The sequence below is a fragment of the Streptomyces sp. NPDC006259 genome (assembly GCF_042870975.1).
Lineage (GTDB): Bacteria > Actinomycetota > Actinomycetes > Streptomycetales > Streptomycetaceae > Streptomyces.
On sequence record NZ_JBIAHY010000005.1, the window covers coordinates 378,277 to 404,155 of the forward strand.

Sequence of the window (25,879 nt, forward strand, 5' to 3'; positions counted from 1 at the left end):
CGACAGCACCGTCACGTCCCAGCCGGACGGGATCGGCACGTCCTGCCGCCGGCCGGCCTTCTCAGGCCGCCGAGCAGGTGGCCGTCACCGAGGGCGTGCCCGGCGCGGTCGGCGTACTCGCGAGGAAGCCGAAGGTGGTGCTCGCCCCCGCCGCCACCGTGCCGTTCCACCCGGTGTTGCGCACCGTCGTCCCGGTCGGCGCGCCGTTCCAGACCTGGGTGAGCTGGGTGCCCGTCGGGAGTGTGAGGGTCACGGCCCAGGAACGGATCGCCGCTGTGGAGGAGGTGTTGGTGACCTTGACCTCGCCCTGGTAGCCGCCCTGCCACACCGACACCGCCCGGAAGGACGCCGAGCAGCCACCGCTTCCGGGGTCTCCGGGGTCCCCCGGAGTGCCCGGGGTGAGCAGGGCGGACAGCGCCGGGTACCAGCGGGCCGCCATCTTGGCGTCGCCGGAGGCGTTGGGGTGGACGCCGTCGTAGGTGTCGGTGGCCGTGTCGAAGCCCGTCCACTGGTCGACGACGGTCACCGGCGACTGCGCCGTGCTGATGCCGCGGGCCCAGGCCGGAATGCGCTGGTTGAGGGTTGCCGTACGAGTGGCGCACTCGGCGCAGTTGCTCGGGTTCATCGGGATGAGCTGAGCGACCAGCACCTTCATGGCCGGGTTGCTGGCGCGCATCTGGCCGACCAGCTTCGTGTACGCGGCGAGGATGGTGTCCGGTGCGATGTTGCTCCAGACGTCGTTGGTGCCGAAGTGCATGACAACGATGTCCGGCGCCGTTGTCGCCAGCCATCCGGGCAGCAGGTTCTGGTCGGCGGTGGCGGTGGCCTGGAAGCCGCCATGGCCCTCGTTGTCGGCGTCGTGCGTGAGGGCGCAGCTCTGGGCGTTCAGGGTGCCGACGAAGTCGATGTCGGTGTAACCGGCGTCGTGCAGCCGGTTCCAGAGGACGGAGCGCCAACAGCCCGGGGAGCCGGTGATGGAGTCGCCGAGCGGCATGATGCGTACCGGGGACTCGGCGGCGGCGGCGACGGGCGGGGCGGCGGCCAGGCCTGAACCGGCGGCGAGGGCGAGCAGGCAGGTCAGGAATGCGGCGACGAGGGAGTGGTGTCTGCTGCGCACGGTGTGTCCTTCCTGAAGGGGGAGCAGGAGTGCGGTCCACCTTGTGGGAGCGCTCCCACAAGGTCTGCCGGTCCATCAAGCCACCGTTGACGGTGACCCGTCAATATGCCGGACGGACTCGGACCCGTCCCGGACCCGGACGGACTTGGACCCGTCCCGGACCCGGACGGACTTGGACCCGTCCCGGACCCGGACGGACTTGGACCCGTCCCGGACGGACCCGGCCCTCGGTGCCTGTGCTGCCGGCGCCCGACCCGAGCGCCGGAACCCAGGCGTGCCGTCCGCCTGCGTTCCCGGCACGCCCACCCCGCCGCCGAAAGCCACGGCTCACCGCAGGAGATCAGCCGGGCCAACCCGACTCGAACGGGAGCCGGGTACCTCTCTGTCCCGGGTTGACGGGCCAGGAAGGGCGCCGACGACGCGACAGCCTATGCGCGCGCCGGGCCCGGCACGCGCATAGGCCTCGGCACGCGCACCGGCCTCGGCTCGGTGTTCCGGCCCGTCGACCGATTACGCGTCGACCGTCGGCCGGAAGGCCGCCCTATGCGCCGGTCGCCGATGAGCCGGCCGCCTACGGGTCGCGCCTACTCCTTGTCCGGTCGTGCCGGACCGAAGACGGGATCCGGGTTGTGGAAGCGGTGGTAGCTCTCCGGCGGGGCGAGGTAACTGACCGGCAGGCCACCGGTGTTGACGACGATCTGGTCCACGGCGATCGCGGGGTCTCCCATGAACAGGCGCAGGACGTGCTCACCGGGCTGGGTCACGGTCACCGTTCCGGTCAGCTTCTCGATGCCCTCCTCCACGTTGCGGGCCCAGGCGTCGCCCCGGTTGCCGGTGGCCACGGCCTGACCCGTCAGGACGGTGACCGGACCGTCGTCGAGGCCGACGGCCACCCGGCGCTGTCCTCGTTCGTCCAGGGACGGCAGACGGAAGACGGTCACCGGGAACGTGCCGGTTCCGGTGAACCGCACCCGGTACCGCAACTCCGGTGCCCGCGTGGGGTGGTCCGAGGTGACGGGGGGCGCGGTCGACGGCACCGCCTCCACCGCGGCCGCGTGCCGGCCCAGCCCCCGCACGGTCCGCCAATGCGCGCCGCCGCGCGCCACCCGGCCGTCGAAGTGGGCGGCGACGATCGAGACGTACCCGTGCGACTCGACGTATCCCCGAGCCCGTCGGCGCGCCCGCTCCCCGTCGGCCCGCACCCGCAGCGGTACGTCGACGCTGCCGCCGGCACCGGTGAACGTCACCGTCGCCTCGTGCGAGCCCTCCGGCATCCGCTCCCAGTCGATCTCCACCCACACCCGTTTCTGGTCGGTGATCGTGCCGCCCGAAGCGCTCAGCCGGACCCACGGACTGCTTGTCGTCGCGCTCCAGTCGAACGGCAGGAAACCGGTGTTGAAGACGTCGGCGAAGCGCCGGTCGCGGGTGTAGGAGGAGAAGGAGAGCGGTAGGTCGGCCCCGGTGTCGTTCCCTTCGGCGGCCACGCCCAGCCCCGACGTGTCCTGCGCCGCGACCCGGGACACGCCGGGGCGGCCGGGTGCCTTGGGGATCTGCGAGGGGTAGGGGTTGACGATGCCGTCCCATTTGCCGTCGGCGATCTCGGTGTTGTAGCGCCTCGTGATCGCCTGTTCATCGGCGTGGGCGGCCTCGGCGAGATCCGCGAAGCGGTTCGTCCCGGCTCCCCGCCCCTGCCGGACGGCGAGCGCGTTGCGGTCCGCCCAGTAGTACTTCAGATTCATCAAGTACGCGCCGTGGACGGGGTATTCGACCAGCTCGTAGAAGGCGTCCCGGTAGGCGCCGGGCAGCTTGGCGCCGAGCGTCCGGGTCCGCTCCAACAGGCTCTCGTAGGCGGCCAGCCGCCGCCCCGCCTCATCACCGTGCTGGACCGTCGAGAAGACGCCCCGGTCGATGAATTCCGGACGCCGCTCCGCCGCGAGACGGTAGTACTCCGTACGGATCGCGGCGATCTCCCTGCCGTGGCGCCGGCCGAACTGCCGCCCGGTCCACTCGACCAGGAACTCCTCGACGTTGTCAGGCCCCCAGCGGTCCACGTCCCAGGCCATGTCGAGACAGAACGACAGCCCGTGCTCGATGGACTTGATGTCACCGACGTTGAAGATCCACATCCGGTCGGCCCGATGGTCGTACACCCGGCGCAGTTCCTGCCACACCTTGCTCAACTGCGTGGTGTCCAGCCAGAGATAGCTTCTGGGGCGGCCCCAGTAGGACAGGTGGTAGTAGATGCCGTTGCCGCCCGGGCGCCGTCGCTCCGCCTCGTCGGGCAGCTGGCGCATGTTGCCGTGGTTGTCGTCCGGCCAGATCAGGGTGACGTCGTCGGGGACCCGGACCCCCGCGTTGTACAGCTCCAGGACCTCCTTGTACGGGATGAAGATCTGCGGCGTGACGGCGGCGCCGACCTCCTCGGCGAGGATCCGGCGCTGGTCCGCGATGATGTCGTTCATGACCACGACCTTCTCCGGGATCGTGGTGGCGTGGCGGGTCTCCAGCGCGCTGTCGTGCAGACCGCGCATACCGAGCGTCCAGCTGCTCTCGTACGCGGCGTTCTCCCGTGCCCGCGCCCGCCAGTACGCGGAGATGACGCCGGGGTTCACCGTGTAGTCGTACACCGGCGGACCGCCGTCCGTGCCCCGGTGCTCCTCGGCCCAGGGCTCCCACTCGTGGACGCCGTTGCGCAGTACGGCCTCCGGGTGGCTGGAGCCGACCACGATGCCGTACTGGTGGGCCAGCTCGGGATTCTCGCGGTGCTTGTTGAAGAAGTCGGAGTAGGGGTGCATGGCCGGCCACAGGTAGTTGGCCTTGAGGCGGAGGAGCAGCTCGAAGACGTGCTTGTACGTCTCGGGGCCGATGTTCTTGTCGGGCTCCTGGGTGCGGCGGGACCAAGTGGTCAGGTTCTGCTCGTCGTTGATGAAGATGCCCCGATATCGGACCGACGGCTCGTATCGCTTGAGAGGGCCGGCTGGGACCGTCACCGTGTCGCGGTGCTCGACGGGCACGTCGGCCCACCAGTACCAGGGCGAGACGCCGATCCGTTCCGAGGTGTCGTAGATGCCGTACACGGTGCCACGCCGGTCGCTCCCGGCGATCACCAGGGCGCGTTCCACCCCCGGCAGCGGTCGGTCCACGACCTGGGTCACCGACGCCTCCCAGCGGCCCTTCACCCGGGAGGTGTCCAGGCGGCCCTCCTCGACGAGCCGGTCGATGACCGGGCTCACGCCGATGGTGCCCATGAGAACCAGGTGCTCGGTCTTCTTCGGCAGGGTGTGCAGCAGCCGGGGCTTCGCCCCGCTGACCCGTTCCACGTCCGCCCGCAGATCGCCGGCCGTGCGGATGACGGCCGGGTCGTCCGCCGGGTCCACGAACAGGTCGACGGCGACACCGCCGTGCACCAGGGGGAAGGCGGACCGGTCCGAGGAGGGTGCGGCATGCGCGGCGGCGGGAAGCGCGCCGGGGAGCAAGGGGGCCACTCCGGCGGCCGCCACGCCCCGGAGGAACGACTTTCGGGTCCACGACCGCGGTTGTTCGCCCCGCGACCGGCCGTATGGCTCGTCGTGCGTCGGCCTGTCGGGCTCGTCGTGCGTCAGCCCGTCAGGCCTGTCGTGCGCCGGCCTGTGCGGTTCGTCGGGGGACTCGTTGTGCGGCACGAGGCACTACCTTTCCGATGCGCTGGCATGAGCAGGACAGAAAGCGCTTACCGTGCGGCACCCTAGGGCAGGCCCGACCGGGCGTCCAGACGACCGCGCTCTCCCCGCACCCATCCGGCGCGCTGTCCGAACGGCCCGCGCGGAAGGGGGCCTGCCGTGGCCCGGCTACAGCCGGAAGGCACCGCCCTCGACGAGGATGAGCAGTCCGAGGGCGATCAGAACCACGGGCAGCAGGATGTGGCCCCAGCGACTGAGTGCCTTGGCGACGACAGGGCGGGTGGCGAAGAACTTCCCCGCGAAACACCACACCGCCACCAGGACGAGGAAGACGACCGCGTACGCGCTCATGCCGCCGACGCCGGCCGTCGCGAAGACGGGGACATAGACGCCGATGTTGTCGCCTCCGTTGGCGAAGGTGACCGCCGCCACCTCCAACGGACCGGGGCCGCCTCCCTCGGCCACGGACCCCTCGTCGTCCTCGTCGCCGCGGTGTTTCCACCCCTGCCAGGCGGCCTTGAGACCGAGGGCGAGCGGCAGGAGACCGAGGTAGGGGATCGCGGACTCGGGCAGGAAGGTCGCACCGAAAGCGGCAGCGACGGCAACGACCAGGATCGCGGCGAACCCGAGGTACTGCCCGCACACGATGCGCCGAGTGGAACCACGGTTCCCCGCGCCCTGGGAGAAGAACAGGGCCAGAATCAGGATGTCGTCGATGTTGGTGACGGCGAACAGGCCTGCCGCCCGGCCGATGATGCCCAGATCCACAGCAGCGAGGTCCTCTCAGTCGACGCGACCCGGCGACCGTATCCCGGCGCCGACCCAGCCCCGCGCGCGGCCGTCGAGAACCGCGCGCCGACCGACACGGCAGGCGGCTCGATGAGAGCCGTGCCGTACGCGTGCGAGCCCGCCCGTCCACAGTGACGAGACCGGACACCTGACGAACGACGCACGCCCGCGCCGGTACCCCGCCTGCGGACCGGGGACGAACCAGGACGGCAGGTTCGCGTCGGTCGATCCTGGAGAGCCGGTGCCGCGCCTCTCGCCGGCGGATGCGTGGGCGGTACGGGTCCCGGACGTCGCACCGTCGCGGAAATCCGTTCGGCAGCAGGTCACAGCGCAAGGCACAGTAACCGCATGGATGAACGAGGACTGGACCCCGACGGGACGATCGCCCGCGAAGGCGCACTGGACCGGGTGCCGGCGGGGTTCGTTCCCGTCGTCGAGGCCGCCCGCGCTCGTATCACCGAGACGTTCGACGGTACCCGCCTGCACAGCGCCTACCTCTACGGCAGCATCCCTCGTGGCACGGCCACCCCCGGAGTCTCCGACCTCGACCTTCAGCTCGCCCTTCACGGGGAGCCCACCGAAGGCGACCGCGCTGACGCCAGAGCCGTCGAGGCCGCGCTCGACCGCGCGTTCCCGCAGATCGACGGCGTCGGGATCCTGCTGACCAGTGCGCGGTTCCTGCTCAGCGAGGTCGACCGGCACGACGGCGGGTTCTTCATCGCGTGTCTCTGTACTCCGTTGCTGGGTCCTGACCTCGCGGAACAACTGCCCCGGTACCGCCCCACAGCCCTGCTCGCGCGGGAGACCAACGGCGACCTTGCCCGCGTGCTGCCACGCTGGCGAGCCAAAGCGGACGAGGCGGAGACGGACGCCGATCGCCGGACCCTCAGCCGGTTCGTCGGTCGTCGCCTCGTCCGCACCGGCTTCACCCTGATCATGCCCCGTTGGGGTGGCTGGACCAGCGACCTTGAGCAGTCCGCCGAACTCTTCGGCCGTTACTACCCCGAGCGCGGCGAGCAGATGCGTCTCGCCGCGTCCACCGGACGTGTGCCCTCACCCGATCCGGCAGTGCTGGAGCGGCTCATCGAGGACCTCGGCCCTTGGCTCGCGGCCGAGTACACGGCCGTGCATGGCGAGAAGGCTCCGCGTCCCTGACAGGCGTCCCACACCGTGATCGCCCTTCTCACCACCACGCGGATGTGCCCGGCGGCCGTGTCCACCGCGGGCTTGCGGCCGTCGCGTGACGCGGCACGGTAGTGAGCCCCAGCCCCAGCCCGGTGCCGGGCGACGGCCCTGCGTGAGTGGCCTGTTAGCGTACGCGGATGGAAGGTCTGCGAGCCGTGGCCTGGCCGCCTGAGCCGATCCGGACCGAGAGGCTCGTGCTTCGCGAGTCCGAGGCCCGGGACCGTGCGACGTTCATCGAGCTGCTGGCGTCGCCGGAGGTGCACACCTACCTCGGTGGTCCCCGGCCACGAGACGAACTCGAGCGCGAGATGCCCGGAACTCCCGAACGGTGGCCCGGGAGCTTCGTCGTCGATCTCGACGGGTCGATGATCGGCCAGATCCTGCTGAGGAGAACGACGGGGCACCGTCGCCCGGCTGCCGTGGGGAAAGCCGATCTCGGCTACCTGTTCCTGCCGCGGGCGTGGGGACGCGGGTACGCCGCCGAGGCGTGCGCGGCGGCACTCGGCTGGCTCGCCGGAGCGCTTCCCGGCGAGCCGGTGGTGCTCACCACCCAGACCGCCAACGTCGGCTCCATGCGTCTCGCGGCGAAACTGGGCTTCACCGAGGTGGAGCGGTTCGAGGCTTGGGGCGCCGAGCAGTGGCTCGGCATGTGGTTCCCGGTCGCTCCCTCAAGTTGACTTCGCGACGGGACCGCCGGCGACGACGGAACCGCCGTGGAGCACTCGCCCGTCCGCGCACGAGCGGCCCGCAATCCCGGCTTCCGCCTCGGTCATGCGGGTGTCACCTTCAGGCCTGGAGTGGATCGGACCGCTTCGGAGCAGAAGGGTTCAGTGCTCGCAGAGGGAGAATTCCCGTTCGTAGAGCTGCTCGTTGTGTTCGTCGACGAAGAACTTGCGTTCCCGCATGAGTTGTTCGCGGTAGTTCCTGGCCTGTTCGAGTGTCATGGTCGAGGTGTCGGACCAGGGTTGTTGCGGTGGCACGTCGGAGGTCGAGACGATCGTCTCCGACGGGTCGACCAGGAAGAACGCGAGAATTTTGCGATGTCCCGGACGGGTGGGGTCCGTCAGGCGGAATGAGCTGACGCGGTGTTGCAGGATGTTCGGGAAGGCCAGGCAGCGGCCCGCCGGGGTCGATGTCGAACCCAGCATCTGGTTCAGTGCGTCTTCGTTCTCCAGGCCGTAGACCTCGCGCAGGCCGTTGTCGTCGTTCTGTTCGTAGGACGGGTCGTCGAGTGCGGCACGGAAACTCAGGCGGCTCTCGGTGATGTTCTCGCTGTCCCAGTAATAGAGGCCCGTCGAGACGATCCGCTCGTTCATCATCCCCTCGACATGCCAGGAACCCCCGGGGTACTCGGGCTTGTCCGGAGTGAGGTGAATGGTGGCGAGCTTGACGATGACCTGGAGGCGGCGGCCCCGGAGGTCGACTCGGGCGGACTCATCGGGCGACTCGGGCCGGGTGAAGGCCGGGGCGTCCGGGATGACCGGGCGGCGGTTCTCCCACCAGTCGTCCTGTTCCTCCTCCCATTTACGGACGGCCTCAGCGTGTGCCCCGTCATCACCGTAGGAGGCTCTGTCCGGATACTCGGGCTGCGACGCGTACCACCCGTAGGGATCTGCCTCGATCCGCAAAGGCCGCGGGTGGCGCAGATCGGTGAGCACGTTCTCCAGCAGCGGGCGCATGGAGGCGAACAAGTCCGGCAGTACGGAGACCAGTTCGCGATGAGTTTCGGGATGGACGTTGTTGACGTACGAACGGAAGGTGACCTCGCCGTCGTCACTGATGTCGACGTCCGTGGGAAGCCACTGGAACTGCTCGGAGAATTCGTACTTCGAGTAGCGGTTGGTCGGGTTCTGCCAAGCCCTCTCGGGCGCACCGCTCACCTCTCTCACCAGACAGAACAGTGAGGGATGAACCAGATCCAGTACCTGGCCGTCGGATCCGGGATGCCAGTCCTGTTCGGCTACGGGGACCTGCTCCAGAACCCGGACCGCCTCGCGCAGCCGGGATCTGAGCGCGTCGTCGACCAGTGTGTCCGACTGCCACACCCCGTCGACGGCGGACACCTCGACGCCGGTTCGTTCGTCCCGCAGCGCGGCGTAGTAGCGGAGTTCGGCAAGCACGTAGGTAATCTGCGCTTCGGTGAGGCCCTGGGCGGCGGCTTCTCGCGTCCACCTGGCGACGATGTCCGCATCGTTCATCTTGTCGAACCACCGCGGCTTCGCCCGAATGAGCGAGCTGCACTGCATCATTTCAAGTTCCCGCAGGGTTCGGGGTGTTGCGAACGATATGAACCCGGAAGCGTGAAACGGCAGCGGGAAAGCGGACAGGCCAGTCAATTTTCTTGGTCCTCCCAGTCGATGTGCGGTGGCGGGAAGGATACTTCAGCGGACTGACACCGCCGCCGTGGTCCGTGTCCTCACCGGCTCGGCAACCGCTCCGCTGAGCGCACCAGTTCCTCACGGACCAGGCCCGGGGCGGCCGGACGCGCCCCTTCGACGACCAGGACCCGCACGCGGCCGGATCTGTCCCTCCCTACCGAAGATTCAGCCCGCCGTCCGCCGGGCCGGTATGTCACGCCGCGCGGGGGATGATGGACCTGAAATGACGGAATGCGAGGTCAGGATCTTCTATGGCGAAGCTGCTTCATCAACCCCGTGAGGACGCGGAGTTCGATTTCATCCTGGGGATGAGCGGAGTGCCGATCCTCGCCTACTTCACCGGGACTTGGCCCAAGGCGATCGAGCCGTGCCGGGCGATGGACGTCGTCGTGAGTGCCGTCGCCGAGGACTACGCGGGCCGCCTCACGGCCGTCCGCACCGACATCACGCGCTGTCCGGCCGCGACCGAGCGATACGGCGTCACCGGCGCCCCGTCCTACGTCCTGCTGAAGGAGGGGGAGGTGGTGGCGCACGGCACGGGGCCTATGACCATCTCCGAGGTACGGGAGTTCCTGGACGGCCACCTCTGAGCGGCACGGTCGGCTGTCGGCGGCCGAGTCGGGTTCGGCGCCATCGGTGCAGGCCCCGCAGGTGAGTGGGGACCCGGCCACCGTCACCACCTGCGGCCGCTTGGCGGACGGACGCCGTGCACCAAGAGCGACCGCGAGCGGGCCCAGCGGTCGGCGCCGCTGGGCAAGGTGAGACAGACCCAGGGGTAGAGGAAAGACCCGGTCCGCAATGCTCATCGGAGGCTGCGGGCGACGCTGAACACGCGAGCCGGGAGTGGCGCGCGCACCCCCAGCCGCACTGTTGAACACGTTCAATAGATCTGGCAGGGTGTCCCTCCGCGGCCCACTCCTACCGGTTGGGCGAGGTGGGCTGAGGGCGGGAGGCCCGGGTGGCGGGCGAAAGTGGGCTGCGTGCGCGCGGGGCGGTCTTCGGCGTGCTCATGGTGGTGTGGGCTGTTCTGACGGCGTGTGCCAATCCCTATCAGTACTACGAGGGAACAGGGCTTCATGACGCCACGAAGGCCGAAATCGCCGGGGGCTGGGAGAACGTCGAGGGGACCCGGGTGGTGCTTCGCGACGATGGAACGGCGATTTTCGAGAAGCTCGACGGGCAGGACTTCGACTTCGAGGACGGTTGGCGTCTTTCCGGTACGGGAACCTGGCAACTGACCGACGCCGACGGGGGACAGGTCGTCCGGCTCGCGCTGACAGCCCGGACACGAGTGGAGAGACGTATCCCTGCGACGGCCACTGCCACCTCGACCCCTGAACCCTCATCGACCTACGCGTGGTCGTTCTACGTGGACCGCGATCAGCAGGACGGGTTGAAGCTGTTCTTCTTCTACGGAGATCCCGACATCGGGAACACCTACGTGATGACGCGCGAGACAGGGTCATAGCCATGCGCTGATGGCCGCGACCAGCACGGTTGCCTCGTAGCGGACCTCCAGTTCGCCGTACCGGAAGGCCACGGCGCGGTGCCGCCTGAGCGGTCGATCCCGCACTCGACCGCATGCCGCTCCGGGTGGTCGACCGGGGCGAAAGGCCAAGGACGGGAACCGGGGGAGGAGCCAGTGCCGGGCGCCGTTCCGCTGCCACCGGAGAAGCCGGTCATGGATCCGACTCGACGGACCGTGCTCGACGGGCAGATGAGCCACTGGCGGAAACCCGCGTGGCCTCCGCGCGTGATCCGGGTAGGGTCGGGCGATGTCCGAGCTGAAGCCGCTGCACGCCTGCCACGCCCCGGCGGTCCTGGCCTTCGAGCTGGCGAACCGCACCTACTTCGCTGCCTCGGTCCCCGACCGCGGCGACGACTTCTTCGACCGGTTCACCGACGTGTACAGCGCCGCCCTGGCCGAGCAGGAGGCCGGCGTCTGCGCTTTCTACGTGCTCGTCGCCGAGGACGGCTCGGTACACGGCAGATTCAACCTGTACGACTTGGAGGACGGCACTGCCAGACTCGGTTACCGGGTCGCGGAGCGCGTCGCCGGCCGCGGCGTGGCCACCGCGACCGTCCGGGAGCTGTGCCGCACGGCGACAGTGATGCACGGCCTGCGCACACTGCGGGCGGCCACCTCCCACGCCAACGCCGCTTCCCAGAAGGTCCTGACCAAGGCCGGGTTCGTCCCGGTCGGCCCGGCGGACCCGGCCGATCTCGGCGGCACGTCGGGCACCTGGTACCAGCGTGACCTCCAGCCATAGGCCTTGATCTTGTTCGTGGGTCGGCTGCGGGAAGGCTGAGGCCACCGCTGGTCATCAGACCACGACCTTCTGATCGCCCCTCTGTTGGCGGCGTCGGAAGGGACTACGGCAGAGTCTTCAGCTTGAGGGCGCACCTGCGCCGTACGCCTGCGCGGACCGGTTCCGCCGCTCCAAGTAACGTCAGGACGTCCAAGTGTCCCTTCTCGCGTTCTTCGGCCCGCCCGCGATCACACTCCTCCTGTTCGCCGTCGGGGCGTTCCCGTACGCCTTGTGGGTGACCAGGCGGAGGCCCTCGCAGCCGGCCCGCTGGGCTGTGATCGGCATCGCAGCAGCGATCGCCGCATATGGGGCCGGAACCGTCTACGGGCTCGCCTTCACCAACCCGCTCGACGTGTGCGGGGACAAGACCGGCGACGGCGTGTACATGGATGCCGGCCGGGACTTCGGCCTGACACGGGTGAGCGTGGACAGCTTCCCCCCGTCCATCACCTGTCACTGGACCGGTGGCCACGACACCGAAGCGGTGTGGTTCTGGACTTCGCCCCTGCTCTTCGCAGGAGTGGCCTGCTCCACCGTCTGCTTGGCCCTCATGTACCGAACACGAAGAAGCTGAGCGCTTCCCCCATGCGTCCGGTCATCCTCGTGGGCAGGGTGTCCGGGTGCGTGCTGACTAGGGTGGACCTCGACGCGGACCATCAAGGGAGGGGCCCATAGGTGTGCCCGTAGCGCGGAGCGGGGGCAGGGCGCGCCCGTGGTGCGGAACAGGCCAAGGTCTCCGCGGTCACCGGCGTGCTGGGCGCCCGGCTTGATGGCGGGGCGTGCTCAACAGGGCTCGCCAGCGGGGTAGTTCGGTGAACGGCACGACCAGGCACAGGACAGTCACCGTGGCGCCGATCCACGTCCCCCACAGCGCCCACGCGGAGGCTGCCGCCGCCACCAGGTGAAGCACGACCAGCAGGACGGTGACGATGCCCGGCACCGCAACGGGCGCGTCTGCACCGGGCCGGTCGCCCGGGGTGCTGAAGACGGCAGGCAGCCCGATCAGCAGCAGGACGGCGCCGATCGCCAGCGGGACGGAGTGCGGCCACAGGGCCCAGGGGGTGCACACCCAAGCGGTCACCTCCCCGGCGACGCGTATGCCGCCTCGGACGTAGTCGTGTCCCGGCGGCCGTTGCGTCCTGGTCCTCACGGTGCTCACGGCGGCCTCCTGACCTCGATCGGCGAAGGGCGCCTCGAGCAGCGGCTCGGCCGGAGTCTTCCCGTTCACAGGCTGTCGGGTGGACGGGGAGGGATCGGGGGCGGTCATCTCATCCTTCGGAGGCATGATCAGGAAAGTCGGCCTGGAAACCGGCGATCAGGGTGTCGATGAGGAAGTGGAAACTCCGTGTGACGTCGTGGGGCATCCCGAAGGCGCCGGAGCCCTCAAGGGTGACGAACCCGTGAAGTGCTGATCGCAGTACCCGTGCGGAGTCGACCACGCGCGCGTCGGGCAGGCCGAAACCCGCGAGGACGTCGAGCAGGACCTGCAACGCCTCTTCGCTGACGCGGCGGTCCTCCTCGTCACCGGCCGCCGGCACGGGGACGGTGGCGGCGTAGCGTCCGGGATGCTCCAGAGCCCAGCGGCGGTAGCTGTCGGCGAACGCCCGGACCGCGTCCGGACCGGAACGGCCGACGGACTCCCGGGCCAGCCGATGGGCGAATTCGCGCTTGGCCCGGACGGAGATGCCGTGCCGCAGTTCGTGCAGGGAGCCGACGTGCTTGTACAGGGACGGCGGCCGTACGCCGAGCCTGTCGGCCAGCAGACCCATGGTCAGGCCCGCCAGACCGACCTCGTCGGCGAGCGCCGCTCCCGCCGCGACGACGGCGCTCGTGTCGAGGCCCGCCCTAGGCACGGGCGTGTGCTTCCAGGAAGGCCAGCATGAGGGAGACCGTCTCCTCGGGGTACTGGTCGTGCGGGTAGTGGCCGGCACCCTCGACCACCGCGAGCTTTCCGACACCGGCCGGCATCGCGGCCACGATCGCCGCGCCCTCGGCGCGCGGATCGACCCAGTCGGGGTCGAGCGAGCCCTGCACGATCAGGGCAGGGCACCGTACGTTGCCCAACTGGGCGCCGGCGTCGGTCGGCGCCGTCTGCCCCATCTTCTGCATCGCCCGCATCCGGCCGGGCTCGCCCAGCATCGCCTTGATGCCGGCCAGCCGGTCGGTCCAGTCGGCCGGCTTGCGGCCCGGGTAGGCGTGGTCGAGATAGCGGGACCACAGTCCCACGCTGCCGAACAGGCTGGAGCCGAGCAGCCGGAAGGCACCCTTGCGGTAGCTCTGCGAGCGGAAGTCGCCGAGCTTGATCGACTGCGCGCGCGTGAAGGGGCCCAGCTCGATGATGCCCTTGACCAGGCCTGGATCCTGGGCGGCCGCTATGGTGGCGGCGCCGCCGGAGATCGAGTGGCCGACCAGGACGGCCGGGCCGCCTCCTATGTGGCGGATCACCGCGAGCAGATCGCCCGCGATGTCGGTGCGCGAGTAGGAGGGCCATTGCGCGCTCGACTCGCCACAGCCCCGCAGGTCGACCGCGGCCACTCGGTACCCCGCCGCCACCAGACGCGGCAGGACGAACCTGTACGCCGTGCGGCTGTCCCCCATGCCGTGGGCCAGGACGACCAGCGGGCCTTCTCCAGCGGTTTCGTAGGCGATGGTGCCGCCCGGGACGGAGACGAACTCAGCCATGACATCTCCTGCTCGTTAAGTGCAGTAGCTACAAGCTAATGCGACTAGCCAAAAGCTAAGGGGAATAGCCAAGGGTGTCAACTCCGGCCGGGCGCAAGGTGAGGGCGCGGGGGGAAGGGTCAGCTCGGTTCGGGGTGGAGTGACAGGGAATGGGCTGACGCGCGGCTCGACCGGCTCTGCGTCGTCGTCGCTCCCGTGATGGTGGGAACGGCGCAGGGGCGGTCAGCTCTGAGCGGCCCACTGCTTCGGCCGGGACATCACGTCACGCAACTCCGGTTCGTCGTACATACGTTGATCCGGCCTCGGCGCCGTAGCGACGGCTGTGGCTGGGATCAGCAGGGGTGTCAGGGATCGCCAAGTAGGCTCGCGGCCATGGGTGCGCTCCTACCGTTCCTGATCCTGATCGGTGTCCTGGGCGCCTTCGGGTGGCTGGCATCACGTATGCGTCGCCGAGGTCCGGCCGGCGGAGCTGTGAGTGCGGCCCTGGCCTCCTACGAGGAGGCGTTCCGTGTCACCTCTCACGAATCTCACGTCGAGATCCAAGCTCAAGCGGAACGCAAGGCGCCGATGCTGTCGCCTGACGATGACTGGAGGCGGAGCGTCGGCGAAGCCGGCCAGGCGGGCGCGGAGAATCGTCAGCCGCTTCAGCCGCGTCCTGGACGCTCACGACGAGGTCTTGGCCGCTGGGTCGATCGACTGAGGCGCGGTCGCTGACCGGTGGGCACCCCTTGCCGACCGGGGGAGTAGTCGTTGCGCGGAGCGGCGCCCGTTCCTGGCGAGTCGGGTACCCGGTGGCGATGGCCGCGCGGGGCTGCATCCGCCGGCGCGCGACCACGGGCCTGTCGTCCATCGGCGTCGGCCTCATCCGGGAAGGCGACCTTGAGGCCCAGGCCGTCGATCGCGGGAGGGAGAGGGAACAGGACGCGTGCGCGAGAACGCCGGCCGAACAGAAGGCCCGCCCGGCAGAGAACGTGCCCGGTCCTTCGACTCGTGCAACAGGCGCGGCGCGCGACCGACGGCCCGCTGAGCGAGCCGGCCTCACGGGAGTCTGGGGGGGAAAGGCACGTGGCGCGGCTCGCGCCGGCGGCCGGTACGACCTCCCGGGTAACCGCGATGCGCGCTCGCCGTGGACGGAGGGGCGTCGAGCGGTGCCGGCGTCGGACGTCGGTCCGGCGTCATCGGTTCGGTTCCGGCAGCCGGCCGCCGGACACCGACGCGTTCACGCCTGGATCGCCGACCGATCGGATGATGACCGCTTCCCGGGCAACCCGTCACGTGGGCGACGCGCGTTGAACCAGCCTGGTCAGGGGGTTCGGACGGAGACCAGGCTGGCTCGGTGCTCGGTGCTCGGTGCTCGGTGCTCGGCGCGTGGGCGGGGAGTGGTCGCGGCCGCATCAGGAGCCCGGTGCGTCTCGTCGCGAGCCCGTACCCGTCATCGACGCCTACCCGACACCTCTGACTGACTCATGCACGCTACTGGTTGGACTTGGCCGCGCTGATGTCGCCGAGTGCGGACTCGGCGTCCCGCTCGATCGCCATGTCGCCGAGGGAGACGATGCCCACGGGGTGACCGTCCTCAACGACCGGCAGGCGGCGAACGGAGTGCTCACGCATCAGCTCCACCGCACGGTCGAGGTCTTCATCGGGAGTCACGGTGACGAGGTCGTCGCTACAGGCGGAGGAAACGGCCTTCTGCTCCGGATCGCCACCCTCCGCCAGGGCCCGCACCACAAGGTCCCGGTCGCTGACCAGACCACGCAACCGGTCGCCCTCGGTCACCAGGACGGCTCCGATGTCCTCGTCACGCATCTTCTGAGCCACCGCCGTCACCGACGTCTGGGGTTCGACCGTCACCAGCCGGCTGGTCATGATGTCACGTACATGCTGACTCATGGCGCCTCCCTTCTCGTTCCTGTGCTGAGGCCCTCCTGGGCTGCGTCGGCCGAGTACCCGACGGGCAGGGTCTCGCACCCGTTTCCGATCCGCAGCACGTCGACCGCATTCGCTCCAGCCCGCCGGCGACGAGGCACCCGCAGGAATGCCGCGCGCTCGGCACGGGCGTCCGCCGCGGAGGCGATGGAGGTCGACCCAAGCCGGTCGCACCGCCTCCGGGGCGCGAGATGTCGGGTGTGAGCGACGGTTCAAGGTGGGTGAGCAGCGGCGCCTCCAGCTCGGCGGGGGCCACCTGGAAGCCCTTGTACTTGATGAGTTCCTTGACCCGGTCGACGACGAAGCGACCGGCTGATCAAGCAAGCGGCTTGCGGTAGCGGACGTACTCGTTCTGCCGCCGGAACCCCACACTCTCGTAGAGATCGTAGGACCGGTGCGGATTCGCCGTGCCCGTGAACAGCCGCGCAGTCGTCGCCCCCTGCTCCCGAAGACTCCGCAGCCCGTCCAGCAGCAGGACCCGGCCGATTCCTAGGCGTCGTCGGTCCGTCCGGACACTCAGCTCCGCGACCTCGCCCACAGTGCGGTGGGGACGGCGGATGGAGCAGAGGGCGACGCCGACCATGTCCTGCCCGTCCCACGCAGCTCTCCAGCATGCCGGGTCAGCGGTCGAGACGAAGTCCTGAAAAGTCCACCTCTGAGTGAAACTGGTGTCCGCATACGAATCGACGACCGTTCTCCAGGCCGCACGGTAGTGGCTTGTTCCGATCGGCCCCGTCCGTATCCCGGCCGGCGGTTCGCCGCCCAGCTCGGGCAGCTGCCGGAGATCGCCCAGTTCCAGCTCGACCAGGCTGAAGACACGTCGGTAGCCGGCTGCGAGCAGGAGCGCCGTGGCGTCCTCTTCGGAGGCCGTGGCGTTCGCGCCGATCACTGCCGATCGGGCCGTTCCATGCTCTTCGACGAGCCGGCGGATCCGCTGCTCGGCCCAGCACAACATGGCTGAGCCGATGCCCTGACGGCGCTGTCCGGGCAGGAGGAAGCCGCGGTGCAGGTACAGCCATGTGTCGTCCCGCTCCTGCCACCACCGGATCGTCGAGTAGCCGACGACGCTCCCGTCGTGCACCACCAGGATCTGGTTCAGGAACGGCTCCTCCAGCTTGGCGGAGGCTTCGGCGATCTCGGCCGCCGTCGGGACCCCTTCCACAACCGAGTGGGCGTCGATCCGGTCCCGTTCGGCACAACCCAGCCGCACCGCGGCCATGGGACCGTGGTCCTCGTCGCCGCGATACGGCCGGAAACCGAAGCCGACCGGAAGCATGTGTCCTGGAGCGTCATCCGACATGGTCGGATGATCTCGAACTTCCGGCGAGGCCCGCCACCCTGTTCAGGCCGCAGTCGTCATGCCACGGTCAGTGAGGTTGAGCCGATGCCGTCGAGGGGCGCGAGCGTGAGCCAGGAAACCGGGTCGACGTCAGTCGGTGCGGTACTTGATCATGTGTTCATGTCCCGCCTTGAAGCCCTTGCCCGAGTCGACGCCGACCTGTCCGCCGGCCGGGTTCCCGTCGCGCGCCAGCGCCTGCGCGGTCTCGTCTCGTCCTTCCCGCAGGACCTGACGCTCCGCCGTCGTCTGGCCGAGGTGTACCGGCTCTACGGCGACGCCGCCGAGGCCGGACGCTGGATGTACCTCGAAGAGGACCGGAACGCCGATGAGACCACTGCCTTCGAGGCGCGTTACGCGTCTCCCGGACGGCGGATGAAGGCCCTCGCCTGGCACGGCTCCGAGGCGAACGCCGCCACTCCCTTCGCGGAGAGGCAGCTGCTCGCGGTGCGGACCGCCTGCGCCGATGAGCTGGGGCACCCCGTCGACCGGGACGACCCCGCCTCCTACCGGGACGGCCTGGAGGAGAAGGACGAGAGGGTGCCCTTCGAGCCGTGGACGCTCGGCGGTGTCCTGGCGGGCGTCGGCTGCCTGGCGGCGGTCCTTGTCTTCCTCGGAATCTGGATCTACGGGCTCGTTGCCCTCTTCGACTGAATCAGGTCACCGGAGCATCGAGGGGCGTCGCTCAAAGCTCGGTGAGACCGTCCGGGATCCCGGTCGCGTCGTTGTCATGCGCCGACTACGCCTTGTGTCTCCAGTGTTCTGCGCAGGGCGCGTATGGCGTAGAAGGCGCGGCTCTTGACGGTGCCGGGTGGGATGCCGAGGTACTCGGCCGCCTGGGCCACGCTGCATTCCAGGTAGTACATGAGCTGGATGACGGTCCGCTGCTGCTCGTTCAGCTCCCGCAGCGCGTCCAGCACGACCTGGGAGGTGAGGGTGGAGTCCGCGCCGTCGCAGACGGCGTCCAGTTCCTCGGCCGGCACCAGCTCCAGGGGGCGGACCTGACGGGCTCTGTGTTGGTCGATGACCAGGTTCCTGACCACGGTGAACAGCCACGGTCGGATGTGTTCGCCGCGAGGGCCCAGGAACCGGGCGTGCTTCCAGGCGCGGGCCGCCGTCTCCTGGAGCACGTCCTCCGCCTTGTGCCAGTCGCCGTCCAGCAGTCGCGCGGCGTACCGGACGAGCAAGGGCCCGTACTGGTCGTAGAGGTCTCGGATGAAGGCGTCGCAGTCGGTGTCCGACGCGGCGTGCCGGGCATGCGCCCGGGCTGGACCGGGGGTGGCGGTTCTCGCGTCCAGGGTCCCGTTCATAGGTGGCGCTCAGTCCTCTTCAGTGTTGGTGGCATGTCTCCCGCACGGGCGGGAGCGTGGGGCCAACACTGTCCGGCTTGCCTTGGCCAAACCTTGTCGTCTTCTTGTCGTGCCGGTCCGGCGCTCCTTGTCGCCGTCCTTGCCGCGTCGTCGTGCTGCTCCGGCCGGAGCCGAACCTCGGCGGGGGAGAGGACCGAGCGGATCGTGGGGGTCCCCGCCTGACGAGCGGATCGTGGGCGTCGCCGGCGCGGCTGACCGGAGCGGTGAGCGCACCGTCGTCCACGTCCCGCACACAAGGTGTCCCCGCGGGAAGGGGTGCGCGACGCCCCGACGTGGAGAAAGTCGACCGCACGGTGAACCGGAGGCCGTCGGGCCCCGTTGAACCGATCGGACGCACGTGCTTCCGGTCGACGGGGCAGGACGAATCCGGTCGACGGGGCAGGACGACGACTTCCTCATCCCGCCGCTCCGTGCCTCGGGGCGCGACGGCGGCCACGGACCGGGGCGCCACCCGTTCGCTCCCTTCGCATCATCCGGCTGTCCCCGCGCGTGAACGACGGGGACGCCGGTCGTCAACCCCGCTGCTCCGCAGCACAACGGAAGGAAAGTCTCAGTGAAGCGCACCATCTCGCGTATCGCGCTCGTCGTGGCGGCGGGAGCCATGACGGCTCTGTTGCCCGCCCTCCCGGCCGCCGCGATCAACCAGACGGGCTGCGGCGACCGGACGGACTTCGTCAAGGTCTGGTACGACGGCGGCCGGACCGCGTGCTTCGCCAACGCGGGAGTCATGGCCCCTCAGCTTCCCCACGTCATGAGGGTCACCTCCGGGAACAACAACGTCGAGCTGATGCTGGGCGACAAGGTGAGGACCATGCCCAAGTGGTCGAGCATCGTGGATGTCGAAGGGCTCGACGCGACGCTGTACATCCTGCAGATCCGCTGACCCGTCGCGTCCGGTGCGGACAGCGCTGCCGGGACCGCCGCCCGCGGTGCACGGGCGGCTCGCCCCGCGCGCGCCTCGGGAGAGCCGGTGGCTCCGTTCCCGGTGGTGCCTCGCCCGTTTCGCCGGCCCTCGACGACTGAACTCACACCAACACCCCAAAGCAAAAAGGGACTTCACCATGCGCATCACTCGCCTGACCCGCCCGAGCCGTCGGCTCGCCCTGCTCGGTGCCGCCGCGGCCGCCGGCCTGTCCGTCACGGCCATCACCCTTCCCGGTGCGGCCGGCGCCGCGCCCCGGCAGCAGGAACGGCCGACGATCGTGCTGGAGCACGGGGCGTTCGCCGACGCCTCCAGCTGGGACGGCGTCGTCCAGCGGTTGCAGCGCGCCGGCTATCCGGTGGTGGCCGCCGCCAACCCGCTCCGCGGCCCCGCCACCGATGCCGCCTACCTCCGCAGCGTCGTCGAGAACATCGACGGACCGGTGGTCCTGGTGGGCCACTCCTACGGCGGCACCGTCATCAGCCAGGCCGCCGCCGGCCTCGAGGACAAGGTCAAGGCGCTCGTCTACATCGCGGCGTTCCTGCCCGAAGCGGGCGAGAGTTCGCTGGGGCTGACGAACAAGTTCCCCGGCAGCACCCTCGGCCAGGCGATCGAACCGGTGACCTACGCGCTGCCGGACGGCAGCCAGGGAGCCGACGTCTACATCAAGCCGGACAAGTTCCACCAGCAGTTCGCCGCGGACGTGCCGAAGGACAAGGCGCGGCTCATGGCCACCGGACAGCGTCCGGTCGCCGCGGCCGCGCTGGAGGAGAAGTCCACGCAGGCCGCCTGGAAGACGATCCCTTCCTGGTCGCTGGTCACCACCGAGGACCTCAACATCCCCGTGGCCGCCCAGCGGTTCATGTCGGCCCGGGCGCACGCGCACACGACCGAGATCGACGCGTCACACGCGGTGTCCGTCTCCCGCCCCGACGCCGTCACCCGCATCGTGGAGAAGGCCGCCCGCACGGTCCGCCGACCGGCGTGACCAGCAGCCCGCCCCACCCCCGTACCGCCATCTTCCGTCACCCTTGACGTCACCTTCACCCACCACTGTCACCACCAGTCGCGTACTTACCGAAAGGCAGCAACCACCATGGCGTTCATCACCGTCGGCCAGGAGAACTCCACCTCCATCGACCTCTACTACGAGGACCACGGCAGCGGACAGCCGGTCGTGCTCATCCACGGCTACCCGCTCGACGGCCACTCCTGGGAGAAGCAGTCCGCCGCCCTCCTCGAGGCCGGCTACCGCGTCATCACCTACGACCGGCGTGGTTTCGGCCGCTCCAGCCAGCCCACCACCGGCTACGACTACGACACTTTCGCCGCCGACCTGAACACGGTGCTGGAGACCCTGGACCTGCGCGAAGCGGTCCTCGTCGGATTCTCCATGGGCACCGGTGAAGTCGGCCGTTACCTGGGCACCTACGGCTCCGCCCGGATCGCCAAGGCCGCCTTCCTGGCCTCCCTGGAGCCGTTCCTGCTCAAGACCGACGACAACCCCGAGGGCGTCGACGGCGGCATCTTCGAGGGCATCAAGCAGGCCGTCACCGCCGACCGCTACGCCTACTTCACCGCGTTCTACCAGGACTTCTACAACCTGGACGAGAACCTCGGCACCCGCATCAGCGAGGAGGCCGTCCGCAACAGCTGGAACGTGGCCGCCGGTGCCTCCTGGTACGCCTCCCTGGCCTGCGTGGCGACCTGGACGACCGACTTCCGCGCCGACCTTCCCAAGATCGACGTACCGACGCTGATCCTGCACGGCACCGCCGACCGCATCCTGCCGATCGAGGCCACCGCCGAGCCGTTCCGCCGGGCGCTTCCGCAGGCCGAGTACGTCGTCGTCGAGGGCGCCCCGCACGGCCTGCTGTGGACCCACGCGCAGGAGGTCACCGACGCCCTGCTCGCCTTCCTGGCCAAGTGAGCTGCGGCGGCCGGTCGCTTCCCGCGGTGACGTGAGCGGCGGCCGGTCGCTTCCCGCAGGACGGATGTGGCGGGCCCGACGGCGACCGTCGCCCGCACCCGCGCCGCGAGCGCGCGGTCGGCCGCCGAACGGGCCCCCGATGGTGCCCGCCATGCGTATCGGGGACGGGGAGCGGGCGGAGACGGTCACCGGAGCCCGTACCCGGCCGGTGACCGGGCGCCGCCCGGCGACGTGCTAACCCCGTGTCGGGACGCGGACCTTGCCGGCGGGATCGCCCTTCGCCGGAGTCGGCATCCGGTGGTTTCCGACGGCCCTCTCCGGCGCCACGGGCGCGGGGCCCGCTTCGGTGTCCAGGGCGGTGAGCCGGTCCCGGGCCTCCTGGGCGCTGCGGGACAGCGCCTGCCGTTCGGCGTCGGCGAGCGCGCGGACCCAGTGCGCCCGGGCGGCCTCCCGGTCCCCCATGGCCAGCAGGGTGTCGCCCAGGCGCATCAGCGCGCCGACGGCGTTCCGGTGGTCGCCCAGCTCCCCGAACGCCTCCACCGCCCGCCGGTAGGTCGCCACCGCCTCCCCGTACCGGCCGAGCATACGGAGGGTGAAGCCCAGGACGTCCCAGCCCTGGGCCTGCTGCCACGGCGCGTCCAGGCGCTGGTAGAGGGCGAGGGCCTCCTCCCCGTACAGGAGGCTCTTCTCGAGCTGTCCCAGGTTGGAGTGGAACCAGGCGAGTTCGACGAGGCATTCGGCCGTCCACAGTTCGTCACCCGTCGCCCGGGACAGCGCGAGTCCTCGCTCGGAGAACGCCACGGCCTCCGGGATCCGGCCGAAGAGATACAGCGCGCACGCCGTGCCGTAGTGGGCGCGGGCCTGTTCGGCGACCGCGTCGAGTTCCTCGAAGATGCTGGTGGCGTGCCGCAGGTGCTCCAGGGCCTGGTCCTGGTGGCCGAGGTAGCCGTGGACGCTGCCGATGTGGCGCAGGCAGCGGCCTTCCTCGAGGCGGTCGCCCCGGCGCCGGGCCACCTCCAGGGCGGGAACCAGTGCGGTGATCGCCTCCGGCCAGTACTCCTGGCGGTTCAGGTATTCCTTCAGCGACCAGGCCAGCCCGGTGACGTGGCGGTCCAGCTCGTGGCTGACGGCGGTGTGCAGCAGGGCGGCCAGTACGCGGTGTTCGGCCGCGAGCCACCGGTTGGCCTGATCCGCGGTGGTGAGGTCTTCCGGAGTGACGGCCGGGCTCGGGGAGCCCAGGTCGAGCTCGGGCAGTGAGTCCTGTTTGAACAACCGGTTGGCTTCGTACGCGGTGAACATGTAGTGGTCGAGGACGCGGAGAGTGGCGCGGTGGCGTTCGTCGGCGTCGTCGTGGGTCTGGACGAGTTCGCCGGCGTAGACGCGCAGCAGGTCGTGGAGGGTGAACCGGCCGGGCAGGGGCTGCTCGACGAGGCAGGAACGGGTCAGCCGGGCGAGCAGCCGGCGAGTCAGGGGGAGGGGAAGTCCGGCGAGGCCGGCGGCGGCCGGAGCGGTGATGTGGGGTCCCGGGTGCAGGGCGAGGAGTCGGAAGAGGCGGGCCGCGGGCTCGTCCAGGGACCGGTAGGACCAGGAGAACACGGACCGGACGTCGGTGACGGCGTCGAAGCCGCTGAACGCCTCCAGGCCGCCCTGGGCATCACGCAGATCGTCGGCGATGGCTCGGAGGGGGAAGGCGGGGTCGAGTTCGGCGCGGGCGGCGACGACGGCGAGGGCCAGGGGCAGCCGTCCGCACAGCCGGATGATGTCGGCCGCGGCGGCGGGCTCGGCGGCCAGGCGCTCCGGTCCCAGCCGCCGCGCCAGCGTCTCGTGGGCCTCGGCCTGCGAGGGCAGCGGGAGGGCGAGAGGTCTGGCCGCGTCCGTCGCGATCAGGCCCGGCAGCTGGTTGCGGCTGGTGACCAGGGTGAGGCACCCGGTCCCCGCGGGCAGCAGGGGACGGACCTGTTGCTCGTCGCGGGCGTTGTCCAGGACGAGCAGGACACGTCGGTCGGCCAGGAGGCTGCGGAACAGCGTGCTGCGGGCGGTGGTGTCCTCGGGAATGTGCGGGGCGGGGACGCCGAGAGCGGTGAGGAAGCCGTGCAGGGCGTCGCCGGGTTCCACCGCGGGCGCGTGCGGGTGGTATCCGCACAGATTGACGAAGAGCTGTCCGTCGGGGAAGGACGACGCGATGTGGTGGGCGTGGTGGACGGCGAAGGTGGTCTTGCCGACACCCGGAGCGCCGCAGATGACGACGACGGGAGCACCCGCCGGTCCCGGACGCCCCGGCGCGCCGCGCGCCGCGGACAGCCACGCGCCTTCGGCCGCCCGCCCCGCGAACACCGGCAGATCACCTGGCAGCTGCGCCGGGCGCGCCACCCGTGCGGACCCGCTTCCGGCACCGCCCGCGACCAGGTCGTCGTGCGCGCCGGACGGGCTCACCGAGCCGGCGGGCGTGCCGGACCGGGGCGCGTCGGCGGTCGGCTCGCCGGACCTGGCACCGGGGACCGCCACCACAGGACGTACGCCCGGGGCCGCGGTGTCGCCTCGACCCTCCAGGACCTCGGGTCGGCCTTCCACCGCCTCGACCTCAGCCGGTCGGCTCGGATCGCGGCTGTCCACGGTGGCGGCCGCCGGGCCCGTCGCCGGTGCCGTGCCCGGCAGCGGGAGGGACAGGGGTGGCAGATCGTGGCGCAGGATGCCTTCGTGCAGGGCACGCAGATGCGGGCTGGGTTCGAGGCCGAGTTCGTCGGCGAGGTGCCGGCGCAGGTCCGCGTAGCGCTGCAGGGCCTCGGGGTGCCGGCCGGCCAGATACAGCGCGCGCAGCAGCAGGGCCCAGCCCGTCTCCCGCAGCGGGTGCTGCGCCGTCAGCTCCTGCGCCGACGCCACGGCTTGCGGTATCCGTCCGCCCAGAAGCAGGGCGGTGGCACGGATCTCCCGGGTGGTCTGGCGCAGTTCCTCCAGGCGTGCGGCTTCGTGGACGGCGAACAGGTGGTGCGCGGCGTCGGCGAGCGCGGCACCGCGCCACATGCCCAGGGCCCGCTCGGCCTCCCGCACCACGTCCGAGGGCCGCCCCTGCTCCAGGAACCGGTGCGCCAGGGCCACGGCCCGCTCGAAGCGCACGGTGTCCCGGCACTCGGACGGGACCCGCAGGGCATAGCCACCGGGCTTCGTCACCAGTACCTCGAACGTCCCGCGCCCGCGCAGGCGCTGGGGCTCCAGGACCGCGCGGACCTTACTGACGTGGGCGTGCAGAGAGGCCATCGCCCCGCCCGGTCCCCGCCCCGGCTGCTCCGACCACAGCTCCTCGCACAGCGTCTGGGCGGCGACCGCCCGCCCGTCGGCCAGCAGCAGCCGGACCAACAGCACACGCTGCTTGCGCCGCCCCGGATCCAGCACCGCACCCGCCCGCCGCACCACCAGCGGACCCAGCACCCCGAAGTCGAACTCATGCTCCACAGTCATCACCATTTTCCCCCGACACCCCGTACGACAGTCCTATCACCCGCACCCGCCGGGCTCAGAGCGGGCGAACCGCCGGTGGAACCGTTGGCCGGTCGCTTTCCGATGTGTTCGAGACTATGGCCGGGGTACGGCGCGGTCCTCGGGCCGCCGGATGATTGCCACGTCTAACCAGAGATGGAGAACGACTGCGGGCATCCGCCGGCCGGACACTGCCGCGTGTGCGCCCCAGGGAGGAGCGCCGGATCCACCCGACGATCCTCACGTACGGCGCGGGGCCCTCTCGCGCACCGGACCACCAGCTCCCACCCCGCCCCGTCGTCGGGACAGTGACCACCATCACGACCGCCATGACCGCCACCACCATCAAAACTGGCCTGACCGCCACCGCCACCGCCATCACGACCACTGCGACCGCCACCACCGCCACGACTGCCACGATTCAGGAGCCCACCCCGCCGTGACCCAGATCAGTCGATTCCTCTCCCGCCGCCTGCGCCAGACCTTCGGCAGCGTCTCCGCCCTCGTCTACCTCGCGCTCTGCGCCGCCCTGTTCGTGTGGGCGATCGTGGTGAGCGTCGGCGACGACTCGGGAGAATCCATGGCGATCATCTTCCCGCTGCTCGCCACCGCTCCGACCAGCCTCGTGCTGCTCGTGCTGCCGGGTGGCCTCGCGATGGTCACCGTCGTCGTCGTCCTCGCGGCACTGGTCAACGCCGCGATCATCGGCTGGTGCGCCCGCGTACTCCGTCGCGGCGGCCGCCCCGACCCGGCTTCCTGACGTCCGGTCACACCGGACGAACGGTCACTCGGCGGCCTC

At 70.3% G+C, this 25,879-nt stretch carries 23 protein-coding genes; 12 read left to right on the top strand and 11 right to left on the bottom strand.

Translation table 11 applies throughout. From position 1 onward, the window contains the following. Window positions 1–61: 61 nt before the first annotated feature. The 3 genes from ACFYO5_RS22395 to ACFYO5_RS22405 all read right to left on the bottom strand — a co-directional run bounded on the left by ACFYO5_RS22395 (window position 62) and on the right by ACFYO5_RS22405 (window position 5,544). Window positions 62–1,117: a GDSL-type esterase/lipase family protein gene (locus tag ACFYO5_RS22395; protein ID WP_388711251.1), complete on the bottom strand. Its 1,056-nt coding sequence runs from the start codon at window positions 1,115–1,117 to the stop codon at window positions 62–64. A gap of 584 nt (window positions 1,118–1,701) precedes the next feature. Continuing rightward, entirely contained in the window at window positions 1,702–4,617 is a 2,916-nt protein-coding gene (locus ACFYO5_RS22400; RefSeq protein WP_388711253.1) for a glycosyl hydrolase 115 family protein, read from the bottom strand. 327 nt (window positions 4,618–4,944) lie between these two features. Further along, window positions 4,945–5,544 carry a cadmium resistance transporter gene (locus tag ACFYO5_RS22405; RefSeq protein WP_388711255.1) on the bottom strand — a complete coding sequence of 200 codons (600 nt, stop codon included), beginning with the start codon at window positions 5,542–5,544 and terminating at the stop codon, window positions 4,945–4,947. A 369-nt stretch (window positions 5,545–5,913) separates the two neighbouring features. On the opposite strand from ACFYO5_RS22405, the gene ACFYO5_RS22410 reads away from it, so the two are divergent. Continuing rightward, window positions 5,914–6,720 carry a nucleotidyltransferase gene (locus tag ACFYO5_RS22410; RefSeq protein WP_388711258.1) on the top strand — a complete coding sequence of 269 codons (807 nt, stop codon included), beginning with the start codon at window positions 5,914–5,916 and terminating at the stop codon, window positions 6,718–6,720. A gap of 167 nt (window positions 6,721–6,887) precedes the next feature. Next, the gene (locus ACFYO5_RS22415; protein WP_388711261.1) at window positions 6,888–7,427 is read left to right on the top strand and encodes a GNAT family N-acetyltransferase; all 540 of its coding nucleotides are present in this window, start codon (window positions 6,888–6,890) and stop codon (window positions 7,425–7,427) included. A 150-nt stretch (window positions 7,428–7,577) separates the two neighbouring features. Here ACFYO5_RS22415 and ACFYO5_RS22420 read toward each other — a convergent pair whose 3' ends face one another. Further along, complete coding sequence (locus ACFYO5_RS22420; RefSeq protein ID WP_388711264.1) at window positions 7,578–9,086, bottom strand: DUF4246 domain-containing protein; 1,509 nt, start codon at window positions 9,084–9,086, stop codon at window positions 7,578–7,580. Between the two features lie 293 nt (window positions 9,087–9,379). Between ACFYO5_RS22420 and ACFYO5_RS22425 the strand changes: the two genes are divergently transcribed. The 4 genes from ACFYO5_RS22425 to ACFYO5_RS22440 all read left to right on the top strand — a co-directional run bounded on the left by ACFYO5_RS22425 (window position 9,380) and on the right by ACFYO5_RS22440 (window position 12,011). Beyond that, window positions 9,380–9,718 carry a thioredoxin family protein gene (locus tag ACFYO5_RS22425; protein ID WP_388711267.1) on the top strand — a complete coding sequence of 113 codons (339 nt, stop codon included), beginning with the start codon at window positions 9,380–9,382 and terminating at the stop codon, window positions 9,716–9,718. Window positions 9,719–10,086: 368 nt separating this feature from the next. Beyond that, entirely contained in the window at window positions 10,087–10,596 is a 510-nt protein-coding gene (locus ACFYO5_RS22430) for a hypothetical protein (RefSeq protein WP_388711270.1), read from the top strand. Between the two features lie 307 nt (window positions 10,597–10,903). Continuing rightward, a complete protein-coding gene (locus ACFYO5_RS22435; RefSeq protein ID WP_388711273.1) occupies window positions 10,904–11,398 on the top strand; it encodes a GNAT family N-acetyltransferase in 495 nt (164 codons plus the stop codon). A gap of 193 nt (window positions 11,399–11,591) precedes the next feature. Continuing rightward, complete coding sequence (locus tag ACFYO5_RS22440) at window positions 11,592–12,011, top strand: hypothetical protein (RefSeq protein WP_388711276.1); 420 nt, start codon at window positions 11,592–11,594, stop codon at window positions 12,009–12,011. A 168-nt stretch (window positions 12,012–12,179) separates the two neighbouring features. Here ACFYO5_RS22440 and ACFYO5_RS22445 read toward each other — a convergent pair whose 3' ends face one another. The 5 genes from ACFYO5_RS22445 to ACFYO5_RS22465 all read right to left on the bottom strand — a co-directional run bounded on the left by ACFYO5_RS22445 (window position 12,180) and on the right by ACFYO5_RS22465 (window position 17,348). After that, on the bottom strand, window positions 12,180–12,596 hold the full coding sequence (locus tag ACFYO5_RS22445; protein ID WP_388711279.1) for a hypothetical protein: 417 nt from the start codon (window positions 12,594–12,596) through the stop codon (window positions 12,180–12,182). Window positions 12,597–12,705: 109 nt separating this feature from the next. Next, window positions 12,706–13,290, bottom strand: coding sequence for a WHG domain-containing protein (locus tag ACFYO5_RS22450; RefSeq protein WP_388711282.1), 585 nt, complete (start codon window positions 13,288–13,290; stop codon window positions 12,706–12,708). Continuing rightward, window positions 13,283–14,119, bottom strand: coding sequence for an alpha/beta fold hydrolase (locus tag ACFYO5_RS22455; protein WP_388711285.1), 837 nt, complete (start codon window positions 14,117–14,119; stop codon window positions 13,283–13,285). The genes ACFYO5_RS22450 and ACFYO5_RS22455 overlap by 8 nt, the downstream gene beginning before the upstream one ends. A gap of 1,473 nt (window positions 14,120–15,592) precedes the next feature. Next, window positions 15,593–16,012 (bottom strand): CBS domain-containing protein, encoded by a 420-nt coding sequence (locus ACFYO5_RS22460; RefSeq protein ID WP_388711288.1) that lies wholly within the window; start codon window positions 16,010–16,012, stop codon window positions 15,593–15,595. Between the two features lie 352 nt (window positions 16,013–16,364). Next, window positions 16,365–17,348 (bottom strand): GNAT family N-acetyltransferase, encoded by a 984-nt coding sequence (locus ACFYO5_RS22465; protein WP_388711290.1) that lies wholly within the window; start codon window positions 17,346–17,348, stop codon window positions 16,365–16,367. 159 nt (window positions 17,349–17,507) lie between these two features. Here ACFYO5_RS22465 and ACFYO5_RS22470 point away from each other — a divergent pair, with 159 nt between their 5' ends. Beyond that, window positions 17,508–18,038: a DUF6584 family protein gene (locus ACFYO5_RS22470; protein ID WP_388711293.1), complete on the top strand. Its 531-nt coding sequence runs from the start codon at window positions 17,508–17,510 to the stop codon at window positions 18,036–18,038. 74 nt (window positions 18,039–18,112) lie between these two features. On the opposite strand, the gene ACFYO5_RS22475 is transcribed toward ACFYO5_RS22470, so the two are convergent. Next, on the bottom strand, window positions 18,113–18,694 hold the full coding sequence (locus ACFYO5_RS22475; protein WP_388711296.1) for a sigma-70 family RNA polymerase sigma factor: 582 nt from the start codon (window positions 18,692–18,694) through the stop codon (window positions 18,113–18,115). Window positions 18,695–19,307: 613 nt separating this feature from the next. Between ACFYO5_RS22475 and ACFYO5_RS22480 the strand changes: the two genes are divergently transcribed. The 3 genes from ACFYO5_RS22480 to ACFYO5_RS22490 all read left to right on the top strand — a co-directional run bounded on the left by ACFYO5_RS22480 (window position 19,308) and on the right by ACFYO5_RS22490 (window position 21,606). After that, window positions 19,308–19,637: a beta/gamma crystallin domain-containing protein gene (locus ACFYO5_RS22480; protein WP_388711299.1), complete on the top strand. Its 330-nt coding sequence runs from the start codon at window positions 19,308–19,310 to the stop codon at window positions 19,635–19,637. A 178-nt stretch (window positions 19,638–19,815) separates the two neighbouring features. Continuing rightward, entirely contained in the window at window positions 19,816–20,664 is an 849-nt protein-coding gene (locus ACFYO5_RS22485; protein ID WP_388711302.1) for an alpha/beta fold hydrolase, read from the top strand. A 108-nt stretch (window positions 20,665–20,772) separates the two neighbouring features. Further along, window positions 20,773–21,606 (top strand): alpha/beta hydrolase, encoded by an 834-nt coding sequence (locus tag ACFYO5_RS22490; RefSeq protein ID WP_356565683.1) that lies wholly within the window; start codon window positions 20,773–20,775, stop codon window positions 21,604–21,606. Window positions 21,607–21,840: 234 nt separating this feature from the next. On the opposite strand, the gene ACFYO5_RS22495 is transcribed toward ACFYO5_RS22490, so the two are convergent. Then, on the bottom strand, window positions 21,841–25,062 hold the full coding sequence (locus ACFYO5_RS22495) for a BTAD domain-containing putative transcriptional regulator (RefSeq protein WP_388711305.1): 3,222 nt from the start codon (window positions 25,060–25,062) through the stop codon (window positions 21,841–21,843). Between the two features lie 326 nt (window positions 25,063–25,388). On the opposite strand from ACFYO5_RS22495, the gene ACFYO5_RS22500 reads away from it, so the two are divergent. Continuing rightward, the gene (locus ACFYO5_RS22500; protein ID WP_388711308.1) at window positions 25,389–25,523 is read left to right on the top strand and encodes a hypothetical protein; all 135 of its coding nucleotides are present in this window, start codon (window positions 25,389–25,391) and stop codon (window positions 25,521–25,523) included. Next, window positions 25,520–25,840, top strand: coding sequence for an SCO4225 family membrane protein (locus ACFYO5_RS22505; RefSeq protein WP_388711311.1), 321 nt, complete (start codon window positions 25,520–25,522; stop codon window positions 25,838–25,840). Before ACFYO5_RS22500 ends, ACFYO5_RS22505 begins: the two co-directional genes overlap by 4 nt. The last annotated feature ends 39 nt before the right edge of the window (window positions 25,841–25,879 follow it).

Bases quoted from the DNA above. Each gene is read 5' to 3' on its own strand.
- ACFYO5_RS22410 (WP_388711258.1), top strand. From the start codon at position 5,914: ATGGATGAACGAGGACTGGACCCCGACGGGACGATCGCCCGCGAAGGC.
- ACFYO5_RS22415 (WP_388711261.1), top strand. From the start codon at position 6,888: ATGGAAGGTCTGCGAGCCGTGGCCTGGCCGCCTGAGCCGATCCGGACC.
- ACFYO5_RS22425 (WP_388711267.1), top strand. From the start codon at position 9,380: ATGGCGAAGCTGCTTCATCAACCCCGTGAGGACGCGGAGTTCGATTTC.
- ACFYO5_RS22435 (WP_388711273.1), top strand. From the start codon at position 10,904: ATGTCCGAGCTGAAGCCGCTGCACGCCTGCCACGCCCCGGCGGTCCTG.
- ACFYO5_RS22455 (WP_388711285.1), bottom strand. From the start codon at position 14,119: ATGGCTGAGTTCGTCTCCGTCCCGGGCGGCACCATCGCCTACGAAACC.
- ACFYO5_RS22460 (WP_388711288.1), bottom strand. From the start codon at position 16,012: ATGAGTCAGCATGTACGTGACATCATGACCAGCCGGCTGGTGACGGTC.
- ACFYO5_RS22465 (WP_388711290.1), bottom strand. From the start codon at position 17,348: ATGTCGGATGACGCTCCAGGACACATGCTTCCGGTCGGCTTCGGTTTC.
- ACFYO5_RS22470 (WP_388711293.1), top strand. From the start codon at position 17,508: ATGTCCCGCCTTGAAGCCCTTGCCCGAGTCGACGCCGACCTGTCCGCC.
- ACFYO5_RS22475 (WP_388711296.1), bottom strand. From the start codon at position 18,694: ATGAACGGGACCCTGGACGCGAGAACCGCCACCCCCGGTCCAGCCCGG.
- ACFYO5_RS22485 (WP_388711302.1), top strand. From the start codon at position 19,816: ATGCGCATCACTCGCCTGACCCGCCCGAGCCGTCGGCTCGCCCTGCTC.
- ACFYO5_RS22490 (WP_356565683.1), top strand. From the start codon at position 20,773: ATGGCGTTCATCACCGTCGGCCAGGAGAACTCCACCTCCATCGACCTC.
- ACFYO5_RS22495 (WP_388711305.1), bottom strand. From the start codon at position 25,062: ATGACTGTGGAGCATGAGTTCGACTTCGGGGTGCTGGGTCCGCTGGTG.